Origin of the sequence: Cystobacter fuscus DSM 2262 (assembly GCF_000335475.2) — a bacterium.
GTDB lineage: Bacteria > Myxococcota > Myxococcia > Myxococcales > Myxococcaceae > Cystobacter > Cystobacter fuscus.
On the sequence record NZ_ANAH02000071.1, the window covers coordinates 327929 to 354604 of the forward strand.

At 66.9% G+C, this 26676-nt stretch carries 20 protein-coding genes; 3 read left to right on the top strand and 17 right to left on the bottom strand.

Going from position 1 to position 26676, the window contains the following annotated elements:
- Window positions 1-41: 41 nt before the first annotated feature.
- The 7 genes from D187_RS51415 to D187_RS46805 all read right to left on the bottom strand — a co-directional run bounded on the left by D187_RS51415 (window position 42) and on the right by D187_RS46805 (window position 12482).
- Complete coding sequence (locus tag D187_RS51415; protein ID WP_002627228.1) at window positions 42-2666, bottom strand: ATP-binding protein; 2625 nt, start codon at window positions 2664-2666, stop codon at window positions 42-44.
- A 4-nt stretch (window positions 2667-2670) separates the two neighbouring features.
- A complete protein-coding gene (locus tag D187_RS46780; RefSeq protein WP_245592002.1) occupies window positions 2671-4365 on the bottom strand; it encodes an ABC transporter substrate-binding protein in 1695 nt (564 codons plus the stop codon).
- A gap of 8 nt (window positions 4366-4373) precedes the next feature.
- A complete protein-coding gene (locus D187_RS46785; protein ID WP_002627230.1) occupies window positions 4374-5957 on the bottom strand; it encodes an ABC transporter substrate-binding protein in 1584 nt (527 codons plus the stop codon).
- Between the two features lie 87 nt (window positions 5958-6044).
- A complete protein-coding gene (locus tag D187_RS46790) occupies window positions 6045-8237 on the bottom strand; it encodes a hybrid sensor histidine kinase/response regulator (RefSeq protein ID WP_002627231.1) in 2193 nt (730 codons plus the stop codon).
- A gap of 633 nt (window positions 8238-8870) precedes the next feature.
- Complete coding sequence (locus D187_RS46795; protein ID WP_002627233.1) at window positions 8871-9407, bottom strand: hypothetical protein; 537 nt, start codon at window positions 9405-9407, stop codon at window positions 8871-8873.
- Between the two features lie 12 nt (window positions 9408-9419).
- A complete protein-coding gene (locus D187_RS46800) occupies window positions 9420-10244 on the bottom strand; it encodes a hypothetical protein (RefSeq protein ID WP_043435231.1) in 825 nt (274 codons plus the stop codon).
- A gap of 51 nt (window positions 10245-10295) precedes the next feature.
- Window positions 10296-12482, bottom strand: a complete 2187-nt coding sequence (locus D187_RS46805; RefSeq protein WP_081714123.1) for a rhamnogalacturonan lyase family protein — start codon at window positions 12480-12482, stop codon at window positions 10296-10298.
- Between the two features lie 678 nt (window positions 12483-13160).
- Between D187_RS46805 and D187_RS51420 the strand changes: the two genes are divergently transcribed.
- The gene (locus tag D187_RS51420; RefSeq protein WP_020918751.1) at window positions 13161-13568 is read left to right on the top strand and encodes a hypothetical protein; all 408 of its coding nucleotides are present in this window, start codon (window positions 13161-13163) and stop codon (window positions 13566-13568) included.
- Window positions 13569-13670: 102 nt separating this feature from the next.
- Here the strand turns inward: D187_RS51420 and D187_RS46815 are convergent, their stop codons facing one another.
- Together D187_RS46815 and D187_RS46820 are read right to left on the bottom strand one after the other, a co-directional pair.
- Window positions 13671-16772 carry an MGH1-like glycoside hydrolase domain-containing protein gene (locus tag D187_RS46815; protein WP_051256837.1) on the bottom strand — a complete coding sequence of 1034 codons (3102 nt, stop codon included), beginning with the start codon at window positions 16770-16772 and terminating at the stop codon, window positions 13671-13673.
- A 128-nt stretch (window positions 16773-16900) separates the two neighbouring features.
- On the bottom strand, window positions 16901-18058 hold the full coding sequence (locus D187_RS46820; protein WP_043435233.1) for an RICIN domain-containing protein: 1158 nt from the start codon (window positions 18056-18058) through the stop codon (window positions 16901-16903).
- A 488-nt stretch (window positions 18059-18546) separates the two neighbouring features.
- Here D187_RS46820 and D187_RS56625 point away from each other — a divergent pair, with 488 nt between their 5' ends.
- Together D187_RS56625 and D187_RS46830 are read left to right on the top strand one after the other, a co-directional pair.
- The gene (locus tag D187_RS56625; RefSeq protein ID WP_002627240.1) at window positions 18547-18981 is read left to right on the top strand and encodes a PaaI family thioesterase; all 435 of its coding nucleotides are present in this window, start codon (window positions 18547-18549) and stop codon (window positions 18979-18981) included.
- The gene (locus tag D187_RS46830; RefSeq protein WP_002627241.1) at window positions 18978-19850 is read left to right on the top strand and encodes an alpha/beta fold hydrolase; all 873 of its coding nucleotides are present in this window, start codon (window positions 18978-18980) and stop codon (window positions 19848-19850) included. The genes D187_RS56625 and D187_RS46830 overlap by 4 nt, the downstream gene beginning before the upstream one ends.
- A gap of 4 nt (window positions 19851-19854) precedes the next feature.
- Here the strand turns inward: D187_RS46830 and D187_RS46835 are convergent, their stop codons facing one another.
- From D187_RS46835 to D187_RS51430, 8 genes are all read right to left on the bottom strand, one after another.
- Window positions 19855-21543, bottom strand: a complete 1689-nt coding sequence (locus D187_RS46835) for an AMP-binding protein (protein ID WP_002627242.1) — start codon at window positions 21541-21543, stop codon at window positions 19855-19857.
- A gap of 9 nt (window positions 21544-21552) precedes the next feature.
- A complete protein-coding gene (locus tag D187_RS46840; protein ID WP_002627243.1) occupies window positions 21553-22380 on the bottom strand; it encodes an acyl-ACP desaturase in 828 nt (275 codons plus the stop codon).
- Window positions 22381-22399: 19 nt separating this feature from the next.
- Entirely contained in the window at window positions 22400-23275 is an 876-nt protein-coding gene (locus tag D187_RS46845; protein WP_002627244.1) for an SAM-dependent methyltransferase, read from the bottom strand.
- Window positions 23272-23529: an acyl carrier protein gene (locus D187_RS46850; RefSeq protein WP_002627245.1), complete on the bottom strand. Its 258-nt coding sequence runs from the start codon at window positions 23527-23529 to the stop codon at window positions 23272-23274. Before D187_RS46850 ends, D187_RS46845 begins: the two co-directional genes overlap by 4 nt.
- Window positions 23530-23791: 262 nt before the next feature.
- The gene (locus D187_RS46855; RefSeq protein ID WP_002627246.1) at window positions 23792-24310 is read right to left on the bottom strand and encodes a YkgJ family cysteine cluster protein; all 519 of its coding nucleotides are present in this window, start codon (window positions 24308-24310) and stop codon (window positions 23792-23794) included.
- Between the two features lie 77 nt (window positions 24311-24387).
- Window positions 24388-25053, bottom strand: coding sequence for a hypothetical protein (locus D187_RS46860; RefSeq protein WP_002627247.1), 666 nt, complete (start codon window positions 25051-25053; stop codon window positions 24388-24390).
- A 45-nt stretch (window positions 25054-25098) separates the two neighbouring features.
- Window positions 25099-25827 carry a sensor histidine kinase gene (locus tag D187_RS51425; RefSeq protein ID WP_245592003.1) on the bottom strand — a complete coding sequence of 243 codons (729 nt, stop codon included), beginning with the start codon at window positions 25825-25827 and terminating at the stop codon, window positions 25099-25101.
- On the bottom strand, window positions 25736-26662 hold the full coding sequence (locus D187_RS51430; RefSeq protein WP_002627249.1) for a PAS domain-containing protein: 927 nt from the start codon (window positions 26660-26662) through the stop codon (window positions 25736-25738). Before D187_RS51430 ends, D187_RS51425 begins: the two co-directional genes overlap by 92 nt.
- Window positions 26663-26676: the final 14 nt, after the last annotated feature.

Consider the following 26676-nt stretch of genomic DNA (forward strand, 5'->3'; position numbering starts at 1 on the left):
GACGGCCCTCTGAGCTGGCCGGCCTCTCCTCCCTTTGAGCCCTACACCCGCGTCACGCCGGGCCGGCGGTGACCGTCCGCCAGGTGGCTCTCCACGAGCCCCACGATGGCTCTGGACTGATACCCCCGTGCCAGGTGGATGACCTGGGTGGCGAACGGACCATACTGCTCACCCAGGTCCGTGAGTTGCGTCGCCCAGTGGAGGATGTCCCGCATGCTGCCGGCCAGCGCGAGTTGGTGAAGCACCGCCAGCTGCTCCTGGGGTGGGGGAGTCAGCTGTTGGGCGTTGTGTTCTCGCGCGGCGGGTTGTTCCCGGGGGGGCTCGTATGTCCAGTGCAATCCCAGGCAGGCGCTCATTTCCTTCAACAGCACCCCGTAATCGATGGGCTTGGCGATGAATGCGTTGGCTCCGGCCGCCAGGCTCCTGTCCCGATCATCTTGTGCGGCGCTGGCGGAGACGGCGAGAATCGGCACGTCCCGCCCATACGGCAACTGGCGAATCCGGTGCGTGGCCTCCATGCCGTCCATCACTGGCATCATGGTGTCCATCAGGATCAGGTCCGGCTGGAGGATTCGCGCCTTGTCCAATCCCTCGCGGCCGTTCTCCGCCTCGGTCACCTCGAAGCCGAGCCGGCCCAGCAGCTCGACCACCATCGCCCGGTTCCCGGCCACATCGTCCACCACCAGGACCTTCTTGCGCGGCCCCTGGTAGCCAGTCACGACGCCGTCCGGCGGTGGCGCCGCCATCTCGACCTTCACCACTGGCAGCTCCAGCTCGAACCAGAAGGTGCTGCCCTGGCCAGCCCGGCTCTCGACCTGGATATCCGCGCCCATCAGCCGCACGAACTGCCGACTGATGGCCAACCCCAGGCCGGTTCCCCCCTGCCGGCGCCTCGCCTCGCCCACCTGTTCGAACGGCTGGAACAGGATGCCCAGTTGGTCCTCGCTGATGCCGATGCCGGTATCCTGCACCTCGAAGCGTATCCGGTCGGGAGGCGTGAAGCGCACGCTCAGCCGTACCTGGCCGCTATCGGTGAACTTGACCGCATTGGATAACAGGTTGAGCAGCACCTGGCGCAAGCGCTTCTCGTCGGCCCGCACCCAGGCGGGCAGGTCCGGTGGCAGGTCGCAGATGAAGTCCAATCCCTTCTGCGCCGCCCTGACGCTGATCATCTCGGTGATGGTGCGCAGGAAACGGGCGAGCTGGAGGTCCGTGGCGTAGAGTTCCAACTTGCCCGCTTCAATCTTGGCGAAATCCAGGATGTCGTTGATCAGCGTCAGCAGATGCTCGCCGCTTTGTTGGATCACGTTCACACCCGCGATTTCCCGTTCACCCAGCTTCTTGTCCCGGCGCAGTATCTGCGCGTAGCCCAGAATGCCGTTCAGCGGAGTGCGCAATTCGTGGCTCATGTGGGCCAGGAACGTGCTCTTGGCGAGGTTGGCCGTTTCGGCCGCGTCCTTCGCTCGCCGCGCCTCGGCGAATACCGTTTCCAGGTGGCCGATGGTTTCGGCCAGACGCTGCGTCATGATGTTGATGCTGAGGGCGAGCACGCCGATCTCGTCGCTCGATTCGACCGCGGCGCGCGCGGACAGGTTACCGGCCGCCACCTGTTCCGCCACGCCGGTCAGACGGTGTACCGGACCGACGATGTTGCGCCAGAACAGGAATGCCATGGCGAAGCTGAAGATGACGGCCACCAGCCCGCCCGCCACGGATTGCAGGCGCGCCTTGGCGAGGCTGCTGCGCGCCCGCGCCAGATCGGTCTGCAACTGGGCCTGCTGCCGCTCGGTCACCTTCCCCAGCAGGCCGAGCAGGATATCCGCCTGCGGTGTGACCTGGGTGCGGTACAGGTACAGATCCTCGTACGCGTGTTCGCCGCCGAGGATGCTGACGAGTTCCAGCGCCAGCTCCGCGAATCCGGCCCGAGCCCGCGCGATGCCATCGAGCGTGGCCCGCTGCTCAGCGGATAGCAGGTGGCGCTTGCCAGACAGCTCATTCCAGATCGTCGCGTTGGTCGCCAACTGTGGCCCGTAGGCCAGCTTGAAATTGAGTTCCCCCGAGGCGCCGTAGGCCATCAGGTTGGTCGCCATCGCATCGAACGAGGTCTGGAAGCTCAGCATGTCGGCCAGCAGCTCGCGGTTCCGAGGCGAGGCGCCGCGTGTCTTCTGGAGATCGATCATCGTATCGACCTTCTCCAGGATCTGGATCCGCAGCGCTTGAATGTCGACCCGGGCGAGCCGTAGCGCGGGCCGGTTCTGGAGCGGGTTGTCATGCAGCTCGAACAAGTGCTGTGGCAGCTTGACCCAGCGCGCATAGGTCTCGGTCAGTTCGGTCACCCACCTGGCTTCTTCGTCGGGCCAGTTGACGGACATCGCCTGCAGCGAAGCCAGACTGTCCTCGAAGGACTTTCTCGCCAAGTGGTACTGCTCGATGTCCAGCGGATCGGACAGCACCAGGTAGCCGCGCACGTGCAGCTGCATCCGCAACAGGCTGGCCTGAGCCTGCGCGGAAGCCAGCGTCGCCGGTCCGCGTACGCCCTCGGTGAGGTTGATGTCTTCGGTGACGCTGCGCCCGGCAACGAAGCCCAGCGCCACGACCAGCAGCGTGACAGCGGCCAGCGTGCCGAATCCGAGCGTGAGCTTGCGTCCGATGCCCAGGGGCTTCAAGCGATCAGAACCCCATGGATGCCCGGTAGGCGCGTCGTTGCCGCTCGCGCCCGAGCCGGAGGGTGATTTCCTCGAAGTCGACGGCGGCCGCCTTCAAGGCCGCCTCCGGGCTCAACTGGCCGCTCTCGGCTTCCGCCAGGTGAACGTCGAGTGCCTGCCAATAGCTGTAGGCACCGGGAACGCGCAGATACGGCGATTGCAACCGGTTGCCGAAATTGTCGTAATAGGCGCGCAGGTAGTCGCGGACGTCCGCCTCATCCCAGCCCGCCTTCAGGTACGTGTCGAGCCGTCCGCTGCCGTCGGGTGGCAGGAAGTGGAAGCGGCGGCCCGGGTCGATGCCATCCCAGCCACGTGCCGCGTACACCTGGGACTTCTCCTTGCTCGCCATCAGCGCCAGCAGGTAATAGGCCGCTTCCGGCGCCTTCGAGTACTTGGAAATCACGCCGGCCCACGAGCCACCGGTGGTGTTGCCCACCCGGTTTGGCTGTCCGGTCTTGACCCACTTGTGTTGCGCGATGCTGTAGTGGCCGTGGGTGCCTGGAATGGGAGCGGCGCCGACCTTGCCCTTGACCTTGCTCCCTTCCTGCTGCGCCAGCGCGCCCAGATCGCCCCAGGTGAAGGTGAGCGCGGCGCGCCCCGCCAGGAAGTAGTCCCAGCTCTTTCCCAAATCCCAGGTCAACATCTCCCGGGGCCCCAAGCGGACCAGCTCGACCAGGACCTCGAGCGCTCGCACATGGCCGGGGCCATCGATCAGTGGCTTCATGGTCTTCGGATCGAACCAGTACAGACTGGGATTGTCCGGTCCGATCACGAAGGGCCCCGACAATGATATGTAGTTGAACATGCTGTGCGCACCGGGCCTCAGCGCTATCCCCAGGCCATTGTCGGAGACACCGTCGTCGTTGAGATCGCGGCCGTTGAAGTAATCAGCCACATCCCGGAACTGTTCCCAGGTCGTCGGTACGGCCAGCGCATAGCCGAACTTCCGCAGGAAGGCGGCCTGGTGCCGTGGGTCCTCGAGCAGGTCGCGGCGGTAGTACATGATCTGCCCGTCGTGGTCGTTGGCGACCATGTATTTCTTGCCGCCGTAGGAGAGCAGACCGCGTGGGCCCGGCAGCACCTCGGCGATGTCCCACTTCGGAAAGCGCGGGTCGTTGTAATACTTGTCGTAGGGGATGACGTAGTCGCCGGCCACCAGTTCGCCCAGCCACCAGGCGCAGGCGATTGCCGCATCGTACTTCCCAGCGCCATTGAGCACGTCGGAATAGAAGTTATCGAAATGCTCGCCGAATGGAACCTGGACAATCGTGAGGGTGGCGCCCGTGGCGGCCTCGAACTCGTCCTTCAACTCCGGAATGGCCCAGGCGATCGAACCGTTGGTCACGATCACTGTCACGTGCTGGCCGGCGAACGGGCAACCGCCGGGTTTGCACGCGGGTACCACCCGAGGAGGGATGAGGTCGCCTGTCTTGACCACCGTGACTCCGGTCCCCTCGGGCTTCAAGCTCCCGGGCAGGATGCGCGCGGGAGCCGGTTGCGCTTCCTTGGATTCTGGCGGCCCGCCGGCCAGCGATGTCGGAGCAACGAGGAGCGCCAGCAGGATGCCGAGCCACCAGTTCTTCGCCCCCCTGTCCGTGGGATGGCTCGACGCTCGGATACCGGGCTCGTCTGCATTCGATGGTTTCATGAACAGGCTCATGTTTCTCTCTAAAGCCCCATCGATGCCCGGTAGGCGCGCCGTTGCCGCTCGCGCCCGAGCCGGAGGGTGATTTCCTCGAAGTCGACGGCGGCCGCCTTCAAGGCCGCTTCCGGGCTCAACTGGCCGCTCTCGGCTTCCGCCAGGTGAACGTCGAGTGCCTGCCAATAGCTGTAGGCACCGGGAACGCGCAGATACGGCAACTGCAACCGGTTGCCGAAATTGTTGGAATAGGCGCGCAGGTAGTCGCGGATGTCCGCCTCATCCCAGCCCGCCTTCAGGTACGTGTCGAGCCGCCCGCTACCGTCGGGTGGCAGGAAGTGGAAGCGGCGGCCCGGGTCGATGCCATCCCAGCCGCGCGCCGCGTACACCTGGGACTTCTCCTTGCTCGCCATCAGCGCCAGCAGGTAATAGGCCGCTTCCGGCGCTTTCGAGTACTTGGAAATCACGCCGGCCCACGAGCCACCGGTGGTGTTGCCCACCCGGTTTGGCTGTCCGGTCTTGACCCACTTGTGTTGCGCGATGCTGTAGTGGCCGTGGGTGCCTGGAATGGGAGCGGCGCCGACCTTGCCCTTGACCTTGCTCCCTTCCTGCTGCGCCAGCGCGCCCAGATCGCCCCAGGTGAAGGTGAGCGCGGCGCGCCCCGCCAGGAAGTAGTCCCAGCTCTTTCCCAAATCCCAGGTCAACATCTCCCGGGGCCCCAAGCGGACCAGCTCGACCAGGACCTCGAGCGCCCGCACATGGCCGGGGCCATCGATCAGTGGCTTCATGGTCTTCGGATCGAACCAGTACAGACTGGGATTGTCCGGTCCGATCACGAAGGGCGCCGACAATGACATGTAGTTGAACATGCCCTGCGCACCGGGCCTCAGCGCTATCCCCAGGCCATTGTCGGAGACACCGTCGTCGTTGAGATCGCGGCCGTTGAAGTAATCAGCCACATCCCGGAACTGTTCCCAGGTCGTCGGTACGGCCAGCGCATAGCCGAACTTCCGCAGGAAGGCGGCCTGGTGCCGTGGGTCCTCGAGCAGGTCGCGGCGGTAGTACATGATCTGCCCGTCGTGGTCGTTGGCGACCATGTATTTCTTGCCGCCGTAGGAGAGCAGACCGCGTGGGCCCGGCAGCACCTCGGCGATGTCCCACTTCGGAAAGCGCGGGTCGTTGTAATACTTGTCGTAGGGGATGATGTAGTCGCCGGCCACCAGTTCGCCCAACCACCAGGCACCGGCGATTGCCGCGTCGTACTTGCCGGTGCGATTGGTCATATCGGAAATCAAATTGGCGAACACTTCCTCGTGCGGCAGGTAGACGATGTTGAGCCTGGCACCTGTGGCCGCTTCGAATTCGTCCTTCAATTCCAGCACTGGCCTCCCCAGCAGGCGGCTGTTGACCACCAGCACCGTCACGTTCTGGCCAGCGAATGGGCAATCGCCGGGCTTGCACGGTGGCACCACCCGGGGCGGAACGATATCGCCCATCTTGACCACGGAGGCGTCCGCGGGAGCGGTCGACGTCGATTGTTCCTGGTCCGCGCCCCACGCGGACCACACGAGCAACGGGAGCAGTCCTCCCAGCCACATCATCTTGCGGCTCATGTCACGTCTCCTCCCGGGGATGGGCGAGCGGGGGGCAGAGCGCACGCGGGCCGGGAACCCGCTCGCCGGTCTACTCCATCCCCCTGCTCATGCACTCGGCATCGCTTCGCGATAGGTACGGTCGGCCAGACTCGCCACATAGGTCATCAGCTCCAGGGGCTCCACCGGCTTGGCCAGGTGCATCTGGTATCCCGCCAGGAGCGCCCGTGTCCGATCCTCGGGGCGAGCGAACGCCGTCAGTGCCAGTGCCGGCACTGCCCCCCCTTGCTCCCGCGGCAGCCTCCGTACTTTCTGGATCAACGAATACCCGTTCTCCTCCGGCATGCCGATGTCGCTCACCAGCACCGTCGGATGGAAGCGGGCGAGCTCCGCGAGTGCCTCCGCGGCCGAGCACACCGTCCGCACCTCCGCATGGTGCTCCGCCAGAACCAGCTCAATCAACTGGCGCGTGTCGGGCTCGTCGTCCACCACCAGCACCCGCACCCCCTCCAGATCCACGAGCCTGCTGCCGTGGTTCGAGGAGGATTGACGCCGGGGCGCCACGGTTGCTCTTCCAGACCTGGCCCCGAGATGGATGGCCTCCCTGGGCAACTTCACCGTGAAGCTCGCACCCTGGTCCTTCCCCGCGCTGGCCACGTCCACCGTGCCCCCGTGCAACTCCACCAGGCTCAGCACGATCGCCAGACCCATCCCCAGCCCACCGTGCTGTCGCGTGCTCGTCGCGTCCGCTTGCCGGAACGGCTCGAACACGTGCGGCAGGAATTCGGGTTCGATGCCAATCCCCGTGTCGCTCACCGTGAGCTGCACATGGGGGCCCTGTTGACTCAGCGCCACCGTCACCCGCCCGCCTCGCGGCGTGAACTTGATGGCGTTGTTCACCAGATTCCAGGCGATCTGCTGCAGACGATTTGGATCCGCCATGAGCTGCCCGACCGGCGGGTCGAGCGCCTGTTCCAACTGGATGGCCTTCGCCTCCGCCGCCGGTTTCAGCGACTCCACCACCGCGTCGAGCACCACCGCCGGATCGACCACCCGCACGTCCAGACGCATGCGGCCGGAGACGATGCGTGACATGTCCAGGAGGTCGTCGATGAGCTGGGCCTGCGCCCGCGCGTTTCGCGCGATCGTCTCGAGCCCGCGACGCAGGTCCTGGGTCAGGGGGTGGCGGGAGAGGAGCAACTGCGCCCACCCGAGGATCGAGGTCAGAGGCGTCCGCAGCTCGTGGCTCAGCGTCGTCAGGAACTCGTCCTTCATCCGGCTGGTGCGTTCGATCTCCCCCCGTGCCGCCCGCTCACTGGCCAGGAGCACCTCCCGCTCTTCCTCAATCCGCTTGCGCTCGGTGATGTCCGTGGAGATCCCACAGATCGCATAGGGCGACCCCGACCCATCCTGGAGTGGGCATTTGATCGAGATGTAGGTGTGGAGCCCGTCGTCCTGTGGCATGAGCTCCTCTGCTTCCAGTGCCGTCCTGGTGGCCACCACCCGCTGGTCGAGAGCGCGAAATGCGTCGGCATTCGCCTTGGGGAACAAATCATAGTCGGTCTTGCCGAGGACCGACTCCGGGGTGAGGTGAAAGAGCGTCAGGAAGCGGCGGTTGGTCAACAAGTAGCGGCCCTCGACGTCCTTGACGGAGATCACCGCTGTCGAGTTGTCGATGATGGCTTGAAGCAGGCACTGGCTCTCACGCAAAGCCTCTTCAACCCGCTGGCGATCGGCGATCTCCGCCTTCAAGGTGGTGTTCGCGCTGGCCAGATCGGTCGTGCGCTCCTGCACCCGCTGCTCCAGCTCATCCTGGATGCGCCGCAGTGCCGCCTCTTTCTCGCGGCGCGTCGCGATCTCCCGCTGCAGTTGCGCGTTCTTGGCTTCGAGCTGTTTTCGCGCCTCACGCAGGGCCAGGTGCACCCGGGTTCGGGCGACCAGTTCTTCGATCTGGAACGGCTTGGTGACGAAATCGACCCCCCCCGCCTCGAACCCCGCGAGCTTGTCGGTCGTTTCCGAAAGACAGGTCATGAAGATGACCGGGATCTCGCGGGTACTTTCAGCCACCTTCAGGCGTCGGCAGGTCTCCAGGCCGTCCAGCCCCGGCATCACCACATCCAGCAGGATGATGTCGGGCCTCATGTGCTCGGCCCGCTCCAACGCCTCTTCACCATCCTGGGCGACCAACACCCGATAGCCCATGAGCTCCAGATGCTCCACCGCCACGCCCAGGTTGGCAGGCGTGTCATCCACGATCAGGATGGTGGAGGGACAGCTGTCAGGCGTGGTGGTGTCGCTCATGTTCCTCGCCCCCCCTGCGCCGCGAAGGCGGGCTTCGTGGTTCCGGTGCGCTCGGATGCTCGCTTCCCCAGCCATGTGCTGTCTGACCGGCTCCACGAGCGCCAGGGGAGAGCCCGGGTCCATGTCTCGGGTCGGAACCAGGCTTCCAAGGAATGGGTCGGAAGCGCGGCATGGGTCGATCCTGCAACTGGAGCGTCATTCCTTTCTCCTGGTGGAAGACCCTGGCGTGCGCTGCGGCCAACTGATCCTCATAGGCGCAACATGCGCGTTCCCAAGGGCCATTCCTCCCAGGGCTTTCTGGTACTTCCGCTGACCTGGGGGTGTTCCCTCGCCTCATGAAAGGGAGCCCCCGATATTCCAGGGGCTCGTCTGATGGGTTGCCCTGGCATGACCCGGAATGACTCCTCCAGCCAGTGGGGAGTCGGCGGCGGTGCCAGGCCGTCCACGCCCACCGCCTCCCAGGCCGCCGTCACGGCCGCCGCGTCGTCGCCGAGGTATTGGCATGCGATCGGGCTCGGACGCTCAGGGTCTGGTTGGACACCTGAATGGCTGAGAATCGATTTTCAATCCGTTGAGAAGAATGACAGACGACTCGTGACGCGGTCCGCGGCCAGGCCGGAAGGCGCGAGGGCTTTAGGGCGTGGAGGCGGCGGGGGCCGGCGCGGAGCCGAGGTGCAGGTAGCCAGAGGGGTTCTCGGCGGTCAATCGGAGTGAGTCGGTGGCGGTCGCTCTCGAGCCGACGCGAATGGGAGCCGAGGCGGCGTAGCCTTGGGGCAGACGGGAGAGCCAGCCGCACTCGAGCAGTACTTTCGTCGCGGCGGGACGCGGGTAGGTGAGGGTGAAGACAACCTCTTCCTTGTCCCGGGAGAGGGCGGCCTCGGTCTTCTTGGGTTCGAGAGGCCGATCGTTGACGCTCATGAGGCAGAGGCCTTTGGCGATGCGATCGAAGTTCGCCTGGCGGGCGGCGAAATCGGCGGGCGCGAAATAGACGCGGGGATTTGGGGTGAGGCCAGCGAGATGAGCGGCGACGGAGCGCGCGAGCAGGACGCGGAGCACGAGGGTGTCGGCGGTGGACCCGGTTTCGATCTCGGCGAGAAAAGGATCGTGGGCCCGCGCGGTGGAGGAGAGGCAGGTGCAGGCGAAGAGAACGAGGGCGAGGCGGCGGAGCATGGGGAGCGCGGTTCAGGGGTGAGGGGTGAAGCGTTCGCCGACGAGGATGTCTTCGCGTTCGCCGGGCGTGAGCTCGGGGCTGGTGCGGGCGTAGTGCTCGGCGGCGGCGGGATTGATGTCGCGCCACTCTCGGACGACGGTGCCGAGGGTGCGGGAGCGGAGGACGGGATCTCGGATGGCCTCGGCCCACGCGATGGCGAGTTCGGGCTGCGAGCCGATGAGGCCGGGGTGCTGCGCGATGCGCGCGACGATGACATCGTCTTCGGGGGAAGAGGGAAGGGCTTCGACCCAGGCGATCGCGGCGGGCGGGTCGCTTTCGAGCCAGTGGCCGAGCGCTGAGTCCAAGGCGATGTTGCGCACCGCCCCCGGAGGCAGATCGCTCGCATAGGAGGCGAGGGTGGCGGGATCGGCGGGAGCCCATTGCTGGACGACGGCGCTCCAGGCGATGTCGCGTGCCAGGGTGTCGGTGAGGGCGAGTGCCGCGGTGGCCGCGGCGCTTCGATCCTGGCTCGCCCAGCGGCCAAAGACGGAGGCGAGGGCGGGGCCGCGTTGATCCTCGGGCAGCGCGGCCCCGAGGCGGACGGCGGCGGCGTAGTCACCGCGTTCGCCGGTGGCGAGGACCGTGGCGAGGTCGGGAATGGGCTGAGCTGGGTGCCGTGGCGGCGCCGAAAGGGAAAGGGCGTGGTCGGCGGGCGAAGCAGGCCGCTCCACGGAAAGCGGAGTGGGCGGAGCCGTCCGCTCCGCGGGAGGCGGATCGGCCCGCCGGGAAGCCAGGGCCGGGCGCCGGAGCGACAAGCCGCCTGCCAAGGAGAGCGCCAAGGCGGCGAGCACGAGCATGGCTCGGAGTGGCGGGGAGGTGCGCATGGCGTCGGGCCGGAGTTGCCGGGCTCAGGGGATGGTGAGGTAGTCGATGTTGGCCAATCCCTGGCCGTTGGACTGGAGGCGCACGGTGTTGGTGGCGCCGGCGTTGAGGCCAACGTTCACGTCGAGCGTGGTCCAGTTGGTCCACCCGCCCGTGGAAGGGAAGGTAATCGACTGGCTGATGCCGTTGACGGTGAGCTGGCCCGTGCGACTGGTGCCGCTGCCGTTGGCGAAGCGGAACCTCAAGGTGCGCGGGGTGGCGCCGCCACCGGCGCCGTTGACGCGGGTCCACTCGACATAGCCGCCGGTGGTGTTGAAATCGGCGAACCCGCTGCCCGTGTAGCCAGCTCGGTTGTCGGTGATGGAGGTGCCACCGCCGACGGTGGTGTTGATCTCGGATTGGAGCACGAGGGGCACGTAGCTGATGTTCGGTGTAGAGGGCGTGCTCATGCCATTGCCAAGGAAGTAGTCGGGCTGGTGGGACTGCATGTAGCCCTTGACTGTCATTGCCATGCGATAGGCGGGATTGTGCGCCAGGGTGTAGAGGCGGGTCGAGGTGGGCGTCTTGGTGTGGCAGATGATGAGCTGCGTGCCGTCGGCGTTGGTGGAGATGATCTCCTCGCGCCAGTCGCCGATGATGTCGCCGTAGAAGAAGGGCGCGCCGCGGTCGCCGGTGCGGCCGCCGACGCCGCTACTGGTGCTGCTGCCGACGGTGAAGAGGCGGCTGAGCCCGCTGTTCGCGGCATCCCATTTCTCCACTTTTCCGTCGTTGAGCGTCTCGCTCAGCACGTCGCCGTCCCACCAGATGCGGAAGTTCGGGTAGGGCGTGGTGGAGTTCACGACCGCGCCGGTGTCGATGCGGTGGTAGCCGTGGAAGGACCAGTATTCCATTCCGGGAGTGGAGGGGTCGATGTCGCCGACGACACCGCGGGCGGTGTCCTCGACAGCCTCGCCATAGTGGGGGCGGATCGTGGCGCCGGTGGCGGCGTCATAGACCAGGTAGAGCAGCTTGTTCGGGTTGTCTTGCTGGATCGCGAAGCCTTCGAGGCCCGGGCGAGAAGGGTTCAGATCACCGATATGGAATCGGTCGCCGTGGACGACGTTGGGGTTGTCGAGGCCGACCTTGTAGCGCAAGGTGCCGTCGCCGTTGAGCACGTAGCCGCCATCGCAGACCTCGTCGGTGCCGTTGCGATCCACGTCGAAGATGCGGAACTGGTGGAAATCGGAGAGCGCGCCCGTGCGCAGCCACTTCCACTTCTGGGTCAGGCTGTTGTTGGCGGCGAAGTCGTAGGCGAGGACCATCAGGTTGAAGCCGCCGGAACCGACGCGGTTCTTGAGCTTGGCGACGATGCTCGGTGTGGTGCCGTTGAGGTAGCCGATGCCGAGGTGGGCGGCCATGGGACCGTCGGCGATGTAGTCCTTCGGGATGACGGCGCGAGCGCGCTCGGCGCCGGTGAGGCCGTTGATGACGGAGATGGCCTGTGCGTTGGTGCCGAGGCCGGAGAGGGTGGTGCCGTTGCCAAAGACGACGCCGTCGGCGGAGCGAAGGATGACCTCGGCGCGACCATCGCCGTCGAGGTCGTAGACCGTCACGCCGTCCCAGTGGCCGACGTCGACCACGGAAGGACCTGGCTCGATGTTGTCGCGGTCGAGGCTGCCAGGGCCGAGATCGATGACCCAGAGCGGGGTGCCGGTGCGGGTGTAGGCCTCGAGCTTCTGGGTGTCAGTGGCGAGGCTGGGCCGGCGGTCGAGGACGTAATCATACTCGCCGTCACCGTCGAGGTCTCCCACCCAGACAAAGCCGACGCTGTGGTTGGGCAGGCTGCGGATGGGGATGCGATAGGCCATCTCCAACGAGCCGTTGGCGGGGAGGGTGTAGGGGATGCTCGGGGCCTGCTCGACGCCGCCGACGACGGGCCGGACGTAGTAGGTGTAGGCGCTGGCCGTGGGAGCCGAGGTGTCGGTGTAGTTGCTGACCGTCAGCGGCGTCGAATTCACCTTCACCGCCGCGCCGCCATTGGTGGAGCGGTAGAGATTGTAGGTGGTGGACGCCGTGTCGAGGCCGAGGACGCGCCAGCTCACCCAGGTGGCGGTGGCGCTGTGACGGAGGGCGACGACGCCCCGGTCCAGTTTCTCCATCTTGCGCTGGGCATGGGAAGCCACGGGCATGAGGGTCAGTGCTGCGAGGCAGACCAGCAGTTTCTTGGGGCTCATGTGGGGGCGGGGGAAAAGAGGGGCGGGGCAAAACAGTCGCTCACCGAGGCAAGTCGCTCAACGGGGCGTGGGCTGTTGGGGGCCTGATTGCGGCAAGAATCTCCCCGCGAGCGACTTGACCCGACAGTACGATATATTTGAAAAAGCTGCAAAGGCAGTAAGTGAGTATCCGGCTACATCCAACCCGAGGACAAGGACTCGGGCTTCGTAACCCCTGTACAACCATGAATATCCATCTGCATTCACGGCTCCGTTGGGAGGCGCTCAGGAGAAGAGCCATCGGCTTGATGCTCTGCTGCGCCGTGTCGGGATGCATGACGGCCCGAAGCCCTGTCCGTTACGTTCCAGCTGAAGAGGCCGCCTGGTTCAAGTTCGGAAAGGATTTGCCCGCGGAGGGTAGGGTCGAGCTCTCCGGCACCCGGGTCATGGCCATGCAACTCGCCATGGAACGTTTCCTCCCGTGGGATGTGCGCCCCTCCGTACGGAGCAGCCCGGAGCGACATCTGCATCCTCCAGCGCCAGTCCTGGGACGTGGAGACGGCTCCAGGAAGAGAAGGCACCACGCTGGTCCGCTTCTCCCTCGCCCCTGGAGCCTGTTATCGGTGGGGTCCGCCCCTGGACATGGAATCCACCTACGAAGTGGACGTGCGGAACGGGCGACTGATGGAGGGGAACCCGATGAAGCCCCCGCCCGAGCTTCCCAGGGAAGGGAGGCTCCGCCTCGAAGGCAACGTCGCCGCGGCGATACAGCTCGCCCTGGAAGACTTCCTTCCGGGCAAGGCCCTGCCTCCCGAGGGCACCCGTCCAGAAGAGGCCTGTCTCTACCGGACCGACTCCTACGACGTCACGGCGGCTCCGGAGCCCACGGGAGTCGTTCAGGTCCGATTCACTGTCGATGAACAGGCCTGTCCGACGAATGCGCTGTGGGGCTCCTCTGGAGCCCTGGCCCGCATGGACAGAACCGCTCATGCCGTGGACATCCGCACGATGCGCATTCTCGCCGTCGGCAATCACGCGCACCTGAGACACACCGCACAGGCTCCCGCCGAGGAGAAACCACAGGAGGGTGTCAAAGAATTCGAGTGATAGCGCCTGCCGCGTGGAGGCCTGCCCCAACGGTCACGCGCTGCGCTTGAGCTGCCCCGGCGCTTCGCCCGTGTCCCTCGTCCACGGGCGAAGCCACGGCGCTTACCCGGCGTGGACGTGCACGATGTCGAAGCTGCCCGTGAGCCCGCCCCAGGTGCGCAGGCCCATGCGGCCGGAAGCGAACTGCGCATCGCGGCCCGCGCCCAGCGTCTGCCACGTGCCGCCGGGCTGCCACACCCCCATGGTCAGCGTGTCGCCCTGCACCGAGAAGCGGATGTTCATGTACTTGCCCGCGCCGGACGGCCAGGTGTAGGGGCCGCTGGCCAGGAGCGTCCACGTGCCCCCGTCGTTCTTCGACACCGCCCACTCGTAGCCGGCGCTCGTGCGCTTGAACTCCGCCTGGTAGTAGTGGCTCGCGTCCTGGGCGCGGGCGATCAGCGCGATGCCGGCGTTGAGCGGCGCGCCATTGGCGAGCACCGAGGCGTCCATCGTGTACGCTCGCCAGCCGGCATTGCCCGCCAGCGCGAGGTTCTCTCCTGTCCCGGTCGCGCAGTACTCGTAGGACACCGGGCGGCAGAGCGACCAGATGCCCTGCTGCGGCGACCACTGGCTGGCCGTGTTGCCCTCGAAGTCGTCGGTGAAGAGCTGGGGCTGCCAGGCCGGCTCCATCCGCCAGAGGTGATCCTGCGTCCCGTTGTCGCTGTACTGCACCACGTTGGCGCTGTCCGACCTGGACATGCCGTCGACGCCGAGGACGAGCCCGCTGTTGCGGTTGACGATCTTGAACTGGCCACTGCCCGCGTCGATGAACCGCCAGTGCTGGTCGCTCGTGCCGCTGTCCGGGGACTGCTGGATCTGCGCGCTCAGGGCCTTGGAGGCGTTGCGCACGGCCAGCACGAGGCCGCTGTTGAGGTTGACGACCTTGAACCAGCCGCCGCCCGCGTCCACCAACTCCCACTGGTGGTCCAGCGTCCCGTTGTCGGCGTACTGCTGCACGTTGGCGCTCGGATCCTGCGAGGCGGCGGCCACGGCCATCAGCTTGTCGCTGTTGACGTTCTGCAGGAGGAAGACCGGGGCCGACCAGGCCTCGAACTCGCTGAGTCCCCAGCCGGTGCCGCCACCGGCGTTGGGCGCGACCACGCGCAGCTGGGTCGTGGTCAGCGGCGGGAAGGTGATCTGGTTGACCGTGGTGGCCGTGGGCGCCGCGGGTGTCCGCGTCTGGCCAGGCACGCTCACCCAGGCGCTGCCCGTCCAGTACTGCAAGTCATAGCTCTTGGGCGTGCGCACGCCCCCGCCGTCGTCATAGAAGTACAGCCGCACGTCCGAGGTCGTGACGGGGTGCTGGAACTTCACGCCGAAGAAGTCACTGGCCTGGGTGGTCGCGTACGTGGTCCAGCGGGTGTTCTGGGGAATGCCATTGCGGAAGACGAGGCCGTCGATCGCGTTCCAGGCGTTGTCCCCGGCGCCACCGAACGTGTACGACGCGAAGGGCTGGGCCTTGTTCGCGATGCGCTGGCCATTGGCGGCGAAGTTGACCTTGCCGCCGCCATTGGACTGCACGAGCGGGGCGCCCACGTTGATCGTGACGGCGCCCAGGCCCGTCTGGCTGGCGGCCTTCACTCCGTCGACGTAGAGGTGCAGGCCCACGCCCTGGCCGTACCGGGTGCCGAGCCGGTCCCACAGCACGGTGACGTTGTGGCCGTGGTACGGGAGGTTCTCCAGCGCGAAGTAGTCCCACGACGCCGGGGCGAGCGGCCGGATCGTCAGCGTATTGCCGGCCTGGCCGCGCACGCCGATGAGTCCGGAGATGACGTTGTCGTTGTAGGTGGAGTGGTTGTAGTCCTCGCTGTGGCCGCCCCCGTCGTAGATCCACTTGTCGGTGTCGGCGTCATGAGCCTCGGCGATGTAGGGGACGCCGTTCTTGTACTGCGTCGCCGCGTAGCCGCGCAGCAAGCTCACGTAGTGGGCCGGGGTGATGGTCGTCTGCGCGGGGTAGTCGATGAGCAGGTTGGCCAGACCCGTCAGGGTCTGCGAGGTCTCGTAGGGCCAGGACGGTCCGGTCCAGCGGCAGCAGCCCTTGGAGGCTTCGTGGTTGAACCACTTGCTGCGCCGCTCGACCGTGGTGGGCCCGTAGGGCGCGGCGAAGCCCTGGGGATCCAGCAGCTGCGCGAACGCGGCGGAGTCCGAGGCCTGCGGCAGGTGGAACATCCAAGGCACGAAGCCGTGCTCCTCGCGAGTGCCGAGCAGGGCGTTGCCCGGGTTGTTGTCGCGGTGCATGTGGAAGAAGAAGGAGCGGTTCGGGTCCCACAACCGGGCCCGGGTCGCGGTCTGCAGCGCGCTCGCCCGGTTGTTGTATTCCGTCGCGGTCGCGGAGTCGCCCGCCAGGGTGGCGAGCTGGGCGATGGCGCGGGCATCCCCATACTGGTAGGCGTTGATGGTGGGCCGGTAGCCCGGTCCGCCGTGGTACGGGTCCGGGGACTCGTAGGACGCGGGGGTCAGCTCGGTGGCGTCCCAGACGGGCACCTGCCAGTAGAGGCCGAGCGAGGAGTTGAATTGGTTGTCCCAGCCCCGGTACTGCTTGATGAGGTTGGGCAGCTGGCCGATGGCGAACGCCTTGTCCCCGGTGACGAGGTAGTGCTGCCACACGGAGCTGGCGGCCCAGAAGCTGTACTCGTGGGCCCAGTCGGACGTGTTGGGGTTCACCGACTCGACCATGGGCTTGGGGAACTGTCCGGGCCCCGCCAGCCAGTAGTTGATGACGTCCTTCACGTACTGCTGATCACGCAGCCAGCGGCCCTCGTTGATGTGGTGGCCGGCCGCCGCGACGATGCCGCCGTACGGCGCTCCGTAGAAGACCGGGGTGAGGAACTCGTTGGACAGGTAGCCGTACTCCGCCCCGGTGTAGACCAGGTGCTCCTTGTAGGTCTGCCAGCGGTAGTAATAGACGGCCTGGAGCTGCGCGTCCGGCACCTCGAGGAAGGGAATGTTCGCCTCGAACCACGGCTTGTCGTTGATGCCGCCGAGCAGAGCGGTGTGGTTGAGGAAGGACGTGCCGGCCGTCGGGTTGCGGGCGTAGACGGTAGGCGCGTTGATCGCCCAGGCGGTGCCCGCCGCCACTCCGGCGGTCGCGGTGAGCAGGAGGGTGGTGGCGGCGCGGACGGCTCGCCGAGAGGGACGACCGGGGCTCGACCGGGGGGAGGGCATCGGGCACTCCTTCGTGGGGTAGGACGTGGGGCGCGGATGCTCCTCCTGTTCTTCCAGTGAAGTCAAGCTTTCCTTGGATTGGCCGCGACTTCCGCTCGAGCAGGGCGAGCCGCGGCCCGAGCCATCCGTCAGGGCGTTTGAAACGTCCATTGTTGATTCGTGCCGCCGGTCCACTGCCACTGTTGGACATTTGCTCCGTTGGCCGTGGAGTTGCCTGACACCTCCAAGGCCGACCCACTGCTGCTCAAGGGGGTGAGGCGATAGTAGCCGTCACTGGTGGCTGTGATTGTCCAGTGCTGATTCGCGGCGCCCGTGTAGGTGCGAATGTCGACGTTCGTTCCGTTGGCCGTCGAGGTGCTGGTGACCTGCAATGCCTTGCCGCTTTCCACGCCGGTGATCCGATACACGTCGTCGCCCAGATGGGTCAGCGTCCAACGCTGATTGTTCGCTCCGCCATAGGACCACTGCAGCACGTTGGTGTTGTCCGCCGTCCCATGCCCCGCGACATCGAGCGCCTTGTCGGGGCTGTCGCGCGGCGTGATGCGGTAGGTTCCGTTCTCGATGACTTCATCGCCGCCGCCGCCAGGGTTGCTCAGGAACTGTGTCAGCGGCGCATACCAATTGTTCGCGAGCTTGACGATGCCCGCGTCGTTGGGGTGCACGCCATCGCCCGTATCCGTGGCCGGGTTGAAACCAGTCCATTGATCCACGACGACGATCGGCGAAGCCGTCGTGCTCTTGCTCGCCGCCCAGCCGGGAATCGCGGCGTTGAACTCGAGGGTTCGCCGCGGACAGTCCGCGCAGCTCCCGGGCGCCACGGGAATGATCTGCGCCACCAGGATTTTCATGTTGGGATTGTTCGCACGCATCTGATCCACGAGCTTGCTGAAGGCAGCCAGAATCTGGCCAGGTGTCCGCGCGCTCCAGACATCGTTGGTGCCGAAATGCATGAGCACGATGTCCGGACTCGTCGCGCTCAACCAGCCGGGGAGAAGATTTTGATCCGCCACGTTGGTGGCCAGATATCCACCATGGCCTTCGTTGTCGCCGTCGTAGGCGACACCGCAACCCTGGGGCGGCAGCGTGCCGACGAAGTCGATATTCGTGAAGCCGGTGCTTTGCAGTTGGTTCCACAGTAGCGCGCGCCAACACCCCGGCGATCCGGTAATCGAATCGCCGAGAGGCATGATGCGTGTCTGTGCGATTGCCGGTCGTGGGCAGGCAAACAGCACGAAAAGCAGAACGGCCAGGAGGCCTGGCAAGCGCAGCGCGAGAGTCCGGTGCATGACACTTCCTTGTGTATGATGCGGAGCTTCTATTGATGCGCGAGCGGGCGTGCACGCCCGTGCGGAGGGACGATAGTGCATGACTCGAAGAGGTCTGTCAAAACGGTTTTTCGTGACAGAGTTCCTCGATCCGATGTGCTTTGAAAAAGCGCACTGCTGCTGTCAATCATTTGCCTCGCGTGAAGCATTCTGTCGTTTGTGTCTGGCTTGTGGAGTGTATGTGTCTGTCCGTCATGCACAGATCAGAAGTTCTCCGCCGATACGTGCCTCGTGCGTCACCAGCTCCACGGCCCTGTCGTGAGGGGACAGCTCCTCGGCGACGAGCCATGCCTGGACGCGGTCACCGTCCCATCCGGCGTCGACGAACGGCGGCCGGGAGGACCGCCGCGCGCCTTCTGCCCACGGCCGTGCACGGTTGCAGCGCCCCTCGAAAAAAACACCTATACTGGGCGTCCTCTTCACGTTCACTCGCCTCCGGGGGAGAGCCGATGACGTCCGAGTCACCCAACGAGTTGTACTTCGCCTCACTGCGCAGGCTCTTCGAGCGCACGCCCGCGCTGAGCTTCGTGAAGCAGACCCTCGAGGAGCTGACACCGGGGCGGGCGCGGCTCGCGCTCGAGCCGGATGACCGTCACAACAACGGCGCGGGCTGCATCCACGGAGGCCTCATCGCGACCGTGCTCGACAGCGTGGGCTGGTTCGCCTGTGCCACCCGGAGCGAGGGCTATTGGCTCGTCACGGCGGAGTTCAAGGTGAACTTCCTGGAGGTCGCCGCTCGTGAGCGGGTGATCACCACGGGTGAGCTGCTCAAGAAAGGCAGTGAGCTGTTCCACGCCCGGATGGATGCGCGGACCGAGCGCGGCCGGCACGTGGCGACCGCCCTGGGCACCTACACCCTGCTGCCGCGGAAGTTCCGGCCATGAGCGCGAGCGGACAGGTGCTGTTCATCGAGGGCCCGGGCCCTCGCCTCGCCTGTGAGGTGCTGGGAGCGGGACCGGGCGCGCCGACGCTCCTGTTCGCTCACGGCAACAGCAGTCACCGCGGCGTGTGGCGGCCGGTCGCGCGGCTGCTCCTGCGTGAGTTGGACGTGCGCGCCGTGCTCCTGGACATGCGCGGGCACGGGGACAGCGAGCATGTCCATCCGCCCGCCTACAACCCGGCCGATCACGCCACGGACCTGGAGCGTGTCGCGCGCCACCTCGCGCCGTCACGCCTGGCGGTCATCGGGCACTCGGCGGGCGCTCTCGCCGTCACGGCCTTCGCGGCACGCTGTGCGCGCGGGGAGGCGGACTGCCCGCGCCCCTCGGCGCTCGCCTGGGTCGACATCGATCCGCGAGTGCCCTCCTGGCAGGTGGAGTTCTTCCACGCGCGGGCCGACAGCATCCGGCGGAGCCACGCGGACGCGGACACGGCGATCCGCCAGCTCATCCGTGGCATCCAGAAGACGAGCGTGGGCGTGACCGAGGCGGCCCTGTGGGACTTCATCGCCACGGGCCTGAAGCAGACGTCCGAGGGCTTCTCGGTCAAGTTCGATTCCCAGACCTATGCCACGTGGAGCCCGGGGGATCTCCGTCCGCTCCTTCCGCTCGTGGACATCCCGGCGCTGCTCATCCGCGCGGCGGACAGCATCGTCACCAGCGAGCAGGGCATGGCCGAACTCCAGGCGGGCTTTCCGCGCTCCACCCGGGTGGACATTCCGGGCGGAACCCACTTCGTCCCGCTCGACCACCCCGAGGAGCTGGCGCGGGCCCTGGCCGGGTTCCTCCACCAGGAGTGGTTGTCCCGGGGGTGATGGCTCAGAGGCGCAGCTGGAACAGCAGGGACGCATCCCCCGGGCCCTGGCTCCTGCGCTTCATGACGTGGCGCTGCAACTTGCCGCTCGTCGTCCGGGCGATGGAACTCTTCTTCACGAGCAGCACCTCGAGGCTCGCGAGGCCCACCTTGCGGCGGACCACCTTGCCGATCTCCCGGGCCAGGCCCTCGAGCTCGGTGGGCTCCCGCAGCCCCGTCTCGGCCAGGCAGATGATGCGCTCCTCGCCCAGGGGCCCGCCCACGAAGGCGACACAGCCTCCCCGGTGGACGCCCTCCAGGGGACGGACCACGGCCTCGATGTCCTCGGGGTAGTAGCTCTCTCCCGCCTGTTTGAGCACGTCCTTCGCCCTGCCAACCACGTAGAGGCGGCCGTCCTTCTGGTAGCCGAGGTCTCCCGTGCGCAGCCATCCCTCCTGGAAGATCTCCGCCGTGAGCCTCGGGTTGCGGTAGTAGCCCCGCATGACGGCCGGTCCGAGGAGCTGGATCTCTCCCACCCGGTCCTCGCCCTGCACCGCTCCGTCCTCTCCCACGATGCGCAGCTGGAGGCCCTCCACGGGCCGGCCCAGGGCCACCACGCCCCGGCTCCCCGGCGCCGAGCGCTCCACCCGCCGCACCTCCCGGTCATTGCCCAGGGCCGCGCGATCGACCCAGTCCACGTGCACCGGCTCACCCACCGCGGGGAAGGTCGCGGCGAGCACCGCCTCCGCCAGCCCATAGACGGGGTAGAGCGCCTCGGACCGCAGTCCGGCGGGGGCGAACTTGTCGGCGAAGGCCTCCATCAGCCGCGCGTCCACGGCCTCCGCGCCGTTGACGGCCAGGCGCACCGAGGACAAGTCGAGCGCCGCGACCTCTCCGGGCTCCACGCCGTCACACAGCCATGCATAGGAGAAGTTCGGTCCGGTGTAGATGGTGGCCTTCACCTTGGAGAAGTAGGCCAGCCAGCCCGAGGGATCCTTGATGAAGGAGTAGGGCGACCAGATGTGCGCCTGACAGCCATTGAAGAGGCTCGTGAGCAGGATGCCCACCAGCCCCATGTCGTGGAAGTGGGGCAGCCAGCCACAGAACACGTCCTCGGAGTTGAACCCTCCACTCGCCACGATGGAGCGCAGCCCCGCGAGGGCATTGGCGTGGGTGATGGCGACGCCCTTGGGCGCGGCGGTGCTTCCGGAGGTGTATTGGATGAACGCCAGCTCCTGCGGCTCCGGCTCGAGGGGCTCCGGGCCCTCGCCCGCGCCACCTTCCGCGACGAGCTCCTCGCTGGACAGCAGGAGCAACCCCTCGGGTGGCTGCCCCGCGCCGAGTAGCTCCATCAGCGACGTCTCGACACACAGCCACTGGATGTCCCCATCCTTCAGGATGGGCGCGAGGTGCTCGAAGTAGCCCGAGAGATCCCTGCCGCCCGTCAGGGCCAGGGGAACCGGGACGCCTCCCGCACGCTGGACGCCGAAGAAGGACAGCAGGAACTGGGGGCCCGTCTTGAGCAGCAGGCCCACGGGCTGCCCGCGCTGGAGCCCCCGCGCTCGCAGCCGCCGCGCCACGACCTCGCTGCGCGTGTCCAGCGCCTCGTAGCTCAGGAAGGCGTGTTGCGCGGGATACGCATAGCCCCGCGTGGGAAACGCGCTCCGGGTCCAGCGCAGTGCTTCCACCAGCGTCGAGATGTGCTCAGGTGTCATGGCCCGCTCCTAGGTGGCGCGGACCGCTCGCACCCAATCCGCCAGTTTCTGGGATGCACTGGATGCGTCCGCGGCCCTCTGCACGACGCGCAGCAACTCCGCGTAGGCGACGGTGTGATCATAGCCGCCCGCCGCGTCACTGACTTCCAACGACCACCGCCAGTAATTGTCGAGCTGCTCGGCCAGCGGCATCTTGAAGGACTGGAGCGCCTCCTGGATCGCCGGGAGGATGTCCTGTCCCAGCTCCTCGATGTAGGCCTCGAGGATGCTCGCGTAGAAGGCGAAGTGCCGGGCCTCGTCCTTCTGGATCCGGTTGAGGAGCACCTTGAGCACGGGCTCGTCCACTGACCGGCCCAGCATCTGGTAGTAGAGCTGGGTGGCCTTCTCCTGGATGACGGTGTACGTGAAGATCTGGACGGGAAGCTCACGCGGGAAGTGCCATGTCTTGCGGCCTTGCTGGCACAGCTCGGCGTGAAGGGCTTCCTCGCTCTGGATGCCGGCGCGCACCTGGTAGCGGCCAAAGAGATCCGCGTGCCGGTCCTCCTCCTGGGCCCAGCGCATGAAGAACCGGAAGAGCTCCCGGTTGTGCATGAACTGGCTGGGAGAGACCGAGTCATCGGTGGGAAAGTGTTTCAGCACGTCCTGGATGTAGCCCGGGACGTGATCCTCGATGAGGGTGACGAAGCGGATGGCCGAGCCCTGGGCCTCGGTGAGGCGGTCCGCCTGGAGTTGCTCCCAGGGGATGTCCACCGCTCCCCAGGGTCTGGTCTCCCACCGATCGATGTAGTCGGTGACGAGCCGGCGCATGCGCTGTGGCTGGATGTGCGTCTTGTTCATAGGCCCCCCCGGGACGCCGCTAGCGGCGCTTCGATGCGACCAGCGCGTATTGCTTGCTGGTGTAACCCCAACCCGCGTTCGAGATCTCGAAGTACTTGAGCAGCCGCTCGGACAGGTTCGGCTCGATGGCGTCGAGTGCCTGGCTGTTGCGCCGCGCGTTCTCGCTCCACAAGTCAATCGTCCGGGAGTACTCCGCGGTGAGATCCACCAGCCCGCGCAGCGAGAAGCCCGCGTCCTCGAAGTATCGCACGTAGTCCGAGACGGGGAGCAGCTCCGCCCAGCCGAAGGTGTCCTGGAGCACGAACTTCGTGCCGGGCCGGGACTCGAACTCCCGCCGCTTCGCCGCGTTGCCGAAGCAGGTCTCGGAAAGATAGACGTTGCCGGTGGGCTTGAGCAGCGACCAGGCCTTGGCGATCGTCCCCGGCTTGTCCTGGAAGTGGGTGATGGAGCCAACGAAGCTCATGCCCTGGAAGGCGCCCGGGGGAAGTGAGACCTCGTGGAAGTGGCCGACCTCGACTCGTACCTTCCCGGCGACGCCGAGATGCTCCGCGCGCGTGCGGATGTAGTCGGCCTGGCGCGGAGCGGGCGTCACGCCCACCACCTCGCAGCCATACTCCCGCGCCAGGAAGCAGACGAGACTGCCCCAGCCACACCCCACGTCGAGCACGCGCTCTCCGCCCTGGAGTCCGAGCTGCCGGGCAATGAAGTGCATCTTCTTGTGCTGCGCCGTCTCGAGATCCTCGTTGCCCTCTGGAAACAAGCCCGGGCTGTACTTCATCGAGGGATCCAGGAAGAGCTGGAAGAGACGTGGATCCTGATCGTAGTGCGTGTTGGTGACCCCGTGAGACCAACCTTCCCCCGCCCGAGGCGTCTCATGCTGGTCGGTGGTGTTCACAGCGCTTGCCGCTCCTCGACCAGCTTCGACACCGCGCCCGCCAGTTCCTCGATGGTGTTCACCCGGAACACGACCTGATCATCCAGCCGGACGTCGAACTTCTTCTCCAGGCTGGCGACGATGCGGAGGATCTTGATCGACTCGACTCCAGGCAGATCCCGAAGATTGGTGGACGACTCGATTTCGCCCTCGGGCAGATTGAGCGTGCTACGCACGATCTTCTTGATGGCGTCTTCGATACCCGGCTGGATCATGGGTGGAAAAGGTATGGAAATAAATACCGCCATGTCAAGCTATACACGTTTTGCAGATTAGTGCTCACCCGCGAGGAGGAGGTGTATGTCAGCCACCTCACAGGGATGGTCCCAGCGGATTTCCGCTCGTATTGGAGTTGGGAATGGCATTGGACTCCAGTACGATACAGCGGGGCTTGTCGACCGTGAGCTATCGGAGCAGCGCCACGGCCAGCGGGAAGACGGTCTTCATGGGAGACATTGGCCGGGTGAGCGGAGTGCCTCAGCCGGGGTGGGCGGAGAACCATTGGAACAACGAGAGCGGGGGACCACTCAGCCGCTCCAGGGTGGCCTCCACGGCGTCGTGGTTGCCCCAGAGGATGTCCCCCTCTCCGTGCTGCTCGAGCAGCGCCTGGATGAAGTGGCACCAGGTGCCCACGCCCCGGCTGACGTAGAAGCCATACGTGCGGCAGGCCAGGGGCCGGTGTGTGTACACCCGGCACCCTCCGGACTCGCGATCCAGGAAGGGACAGGTATAGGGCCGCCGCGTGCCCTCCAGCTCGGCCACCCGCGTGCGGATCTCCTCCCGCGCGGCGGGGGCCAGGGCCTGGAAGGCCTCCCAGAGGTAGGTCCATTCCCATTCGGAGACGGTCAGCGGCTCCGCCAGGTGGCGGCAGCAGTGATCGCACCCCTTGCGGCAGGGCCACCCGTCATGGCCCTCGGAGATGGAGGAGGCCCGCGCGTCGACACGCCGGTAGACGTCCTCCAGGGTGGCTCGTTGTTCCTCGGTGAGTGGCTTCATGGACCGCGCATCATGCCCCACGCCAGGACATCGCCGTCAGGGCTCGCCGCGCGCCATGCGGACAGGAATGTCGCGTGTCAGAAGCGGCCCGCCAGTCCGAGCATTCCCCCCCGCGTGTCGAGGGACAGGAGCGGTTGGACGCTCGGGCGCGCGGCGGACAATTCGTAGCCCAGGGAGGCGCCCACCATGGCGAGCAGGGGAATGGCGATGAGGGATTCGCCTCGACCGGTCTGGGCGATGAGGACTCGCGAGCCGAGGTACCCCGCCGCGAGCCCCAGGCCTCCGCCCAGGAGCGAGGCCCACAGGCGGCCATCTCCCCCCACAACCTCTCCGCCCCACCAGACGCCCACGGGATAGCCCACCGCCATGCCCGCCATGGCGCCGAAGAGGAGCGCGTAGAAACAACCGCCTTCCGTGGCGTACAGGACGCCCGTGGCCTGGCACAGCCCGAATCCCCCGATTCCCGCCACGAGCCCTCCCGCCGCGGCCGTCGCCACACCCGCTCCTACCTCCGCGAGCAGACGAAGCCCCAGGGGCGCCCGGCCTGGCGTGAACACCCAGCCGGTCGACTCCTCCATCGAGGGCGCGTGCTCATCGCCCTCCAGGGTGAGGCTCCTTTCGGTGGGGGAGGGCGCCTCGGCGGCCAGGGGCGCATCCCCGGCGGCGAGGCCCGCTCGGGGCGCGAGCAGCAGGAGAAACAGCAGCAGGGCGGACATCGGGACACGGGAAGAGAGAAGGGTCATGGTGCGCGCTCTTTGCAACGCCTGGACCAGGGCCCGGCTCCGGGGTCAGCCCTCGCGCGGCAGGCGCACGGCGAAGAGGGTGCCCTCGCGCGCGGTGGAGTTCACCTGGATGCTGCCCGCGTGCGCGCGCACGATTTGATCCACGATGTACAGGCCCAGGCCCACGCTGCGGCTCGTCTTGTCGGGGCCCCCCACGGCGCGTTGCAGGGGTTGAAAAAGCCGGGGCAGCGCCTCGGCGGAGATGGGCTCCCCCAGGTTGTGCACCTCCAGCCGGACGTCCTCGGGCCCGCCCTGGTTGCGCACCGTCACGACGCTGTTCGCGGGGCTGTACTTGAGCGCGTTGCCCACCAGGTTGCCCACCAGTTGCGCGAGCCGGTCCCCGTCCCACTCCCCCTGGCCATCTCCCCGTGTCTCCAGTCGCAGCTCCCGCTCGGGGTGCGTCGCCTGCAACTCCTCCACCGCCGCGCGCACCACCTCGTGCACGTTCACCGGCTCGCGCTCGATCTTCAGTCTTCCGCCCAGGCGCGCCTGAGTGAAGTCCAGCAGGTCGCGCACCATGCGCACGGCGCGCTCGGTGCTCGAGTGCAGCCGTTCGAGGCTCTTGACGGTGCGCGCGTCCAGATCCTCGCGGCGCAGCAGTTGCCGCACGCCCAGGAGGATGGCGCTCAGGGGGTTGCGCAAGTCATGGCTGACGATGCCGATGAGGTGCTGCTCGAAGTCCCGGCGGCCCCGCTCCTCCTCGGCCAGCCGTTGGGCCTCCTGTCGCAGGCGCACCTGCTCCGTCACCTCGAAGTGATGCCAGCTCGGGGAGGGCCTCCAGCGCTTTCATGCCCACCACGTCCCGGCCCACGAGCTGGTGGTAGACGGGATTGGCCGTCTCGAAGACATGGTCGGGGCCGCGCAGGTAGCACACGGCCACGAGCGTCTGCGCGGCGAGCGCGTCCATCATCGCGGCGCGCGCCTGCTCGGACTCCTGGGTGCGCTGGAGCAGGGTCTCCACCTGCTGGCGGGTGAGCACTCCCTCCGTCACCTCCGTGGCGACGGTGATCACGCCCTCGATGTGGCCCCGCTCATCGCGCAGGGCGTCGTAGACGATGTTGAAGTACGCGGTCTCCAGCGCTCCGTCCGTGCCCCGCGCGAGCCGGACCGCCTGCTCCTTGGCCACGAAGGCCACGCCCGTGGTCATCACCTCGTGGATCAGGTCGTCCAACCCCACGCCCTCCAGTTCTGGCAGCGCCTCCAGCAGGGGCTTGCCCACCACCTGCTCGGGGAGGCGCCCGCAGAAGCGGCAGAACTGGGGGTTGGCCAGGTCGATGACCATCTGCTGGCCCCGGATGATGCCAATGGCCACGGGCGCCTGCAGGAAGGCGGCATTGAGGCGGGCGCGCTCTTCCTCTCCCGGGAACCGGTGGCGCCGAGGGTCCCGTCCCTCCTCGCGCCGCGCGCGCTTGCTGGCGGGCGTGCTCCTCCACCGCCTCGGCGGTGGCCGTGGCCACGAAGCAACAGGTCGCTCAGCAGGCCGTACTCGCGCACCAGCTCGCCCAGTGTGAAGCCCACCCGGAAGCGCTGGGCGCCGTGCTCGCGCCCGACGTCTGGGGGGAGCCTCCACCCGGCCGCGCCTCG

Excerpts from the sequence above, each read along its gene's own strand:
- D187_RS46780 (WP_245592002.1), bottom strand. The coding sequence starts at position 4,365 with ATGAGCCTGTTCATGAAACCATCGAATGCAGACGAGCCCGGTATCCGA.
- D187_RS46785 (WP_002627230.1), bottom strand. The coding sequence starts at position 5,957 with ATGAGCCGCAAGATGATGTGGCTGGGAGGACTGCTCCCGTTGCTCGTG.
- D187_RS46790 (WP_002627231.1), bottom strand. The coding sequence starts at position 8,237 with ATGAGCGACACCACCACGCCTGACAGCTGTCCCTCCACCATCCTGATC.
- D187_RS46795 (WP_002627233.1), bottom strand. The coding sequence starts at position 9,407 with ATGCTCCGCCGCCTCGCCCTCGTTCTCTTCGCCTGCACCTGCCTCTCC.
- D187_RS46800 (WP_043435231.1), bottom strand. The coding sequence starts at position 10,244 with ATGCTCGTGCTCGCCGCCTTGGCGCTCTCCTTGGCAGGCGGCTTGTCG.
- D187_RS46805 (WP_081714123.1), bottom strand. The coding sequence starts at position 12,482 with ATGAGCCCCAAGAAACTGCTGGTCTGCCTCGCAGCACTGACCCTCATG.
- D187_RS51420 (WP_020918751.1), top strand. The coding sequence starts at position 13,161 with ATGAAGCCCCCGCCCGAGCTTCCCAGGGAAGGGAGGCTCCGCCTCGAA.
- D187_RS46815 (WP_051256837.1), bottom strand. The coding sequence starts at position 16,772 with ATGCCCTCCCCCCGGTCGAGCCCCGGTCGTCCCTCTCGGCGAGCCGTC.
- D187_RS46820 (WP_043435233.1), bottom strand. The coding sequence starts at position 18,058 with ATGCACCGGACTCTCGCGCTGCGCTTGCCAGGCCTCCTGGCCGTTCTG.
- D187_RS56625 (WP_002627240.1), top strand. The coding sequence starts at position 18,547 with ATGACGTCCGAGTCACCCAACGAGTTGTACTTCGCCTCACTGCGCAGG.
- D187_RS46830 (WP_002627241.1), top strand. The coding sequence starts at position 18,978 with ATGAGCGCGAGCGGACAGGTGCTGTTCATCGAGGGCCCGGGCCCTCGC.
- D187_RS46835 (WP_002627242.1), bottom strand. The coding sequence starts at position 21,543 with ATGACACCTGAGCACATCTCGACGCTGGTGGAAGCACTGCGCTGGACC.
- D187_RS46840 (WP_002627243.1), bottom strand. The coding sequence starts at position 22,380 with ATGAACAAGACGCACATCCAGCCACAGCGCATGCGCCGGCTCGTCACC.
- D187_RS46850 (WP_002627245.1), bottom strand. The coding sequence starts at position 23,529 with ATGATCCAGCCGGGTATCGAAGACGCCATCAAGAAGATCGTGCGTAGC.
- D187_RS46855 (WP_002627246.1), bottom strand. The coding sequence starts at position 24,310 with ATGAAGCCACTCACCGAGGAACAACGAGCCACCCTGGAGGACGTCTAC.
- D187_RS46860 (WP_002627247.1), bottom strand. The coding sequence starts at position 25,053 with ATGACCCTTCTCTCTTCCCGTGTCCCGATGTCCGCCCTGCTGCTGTTT.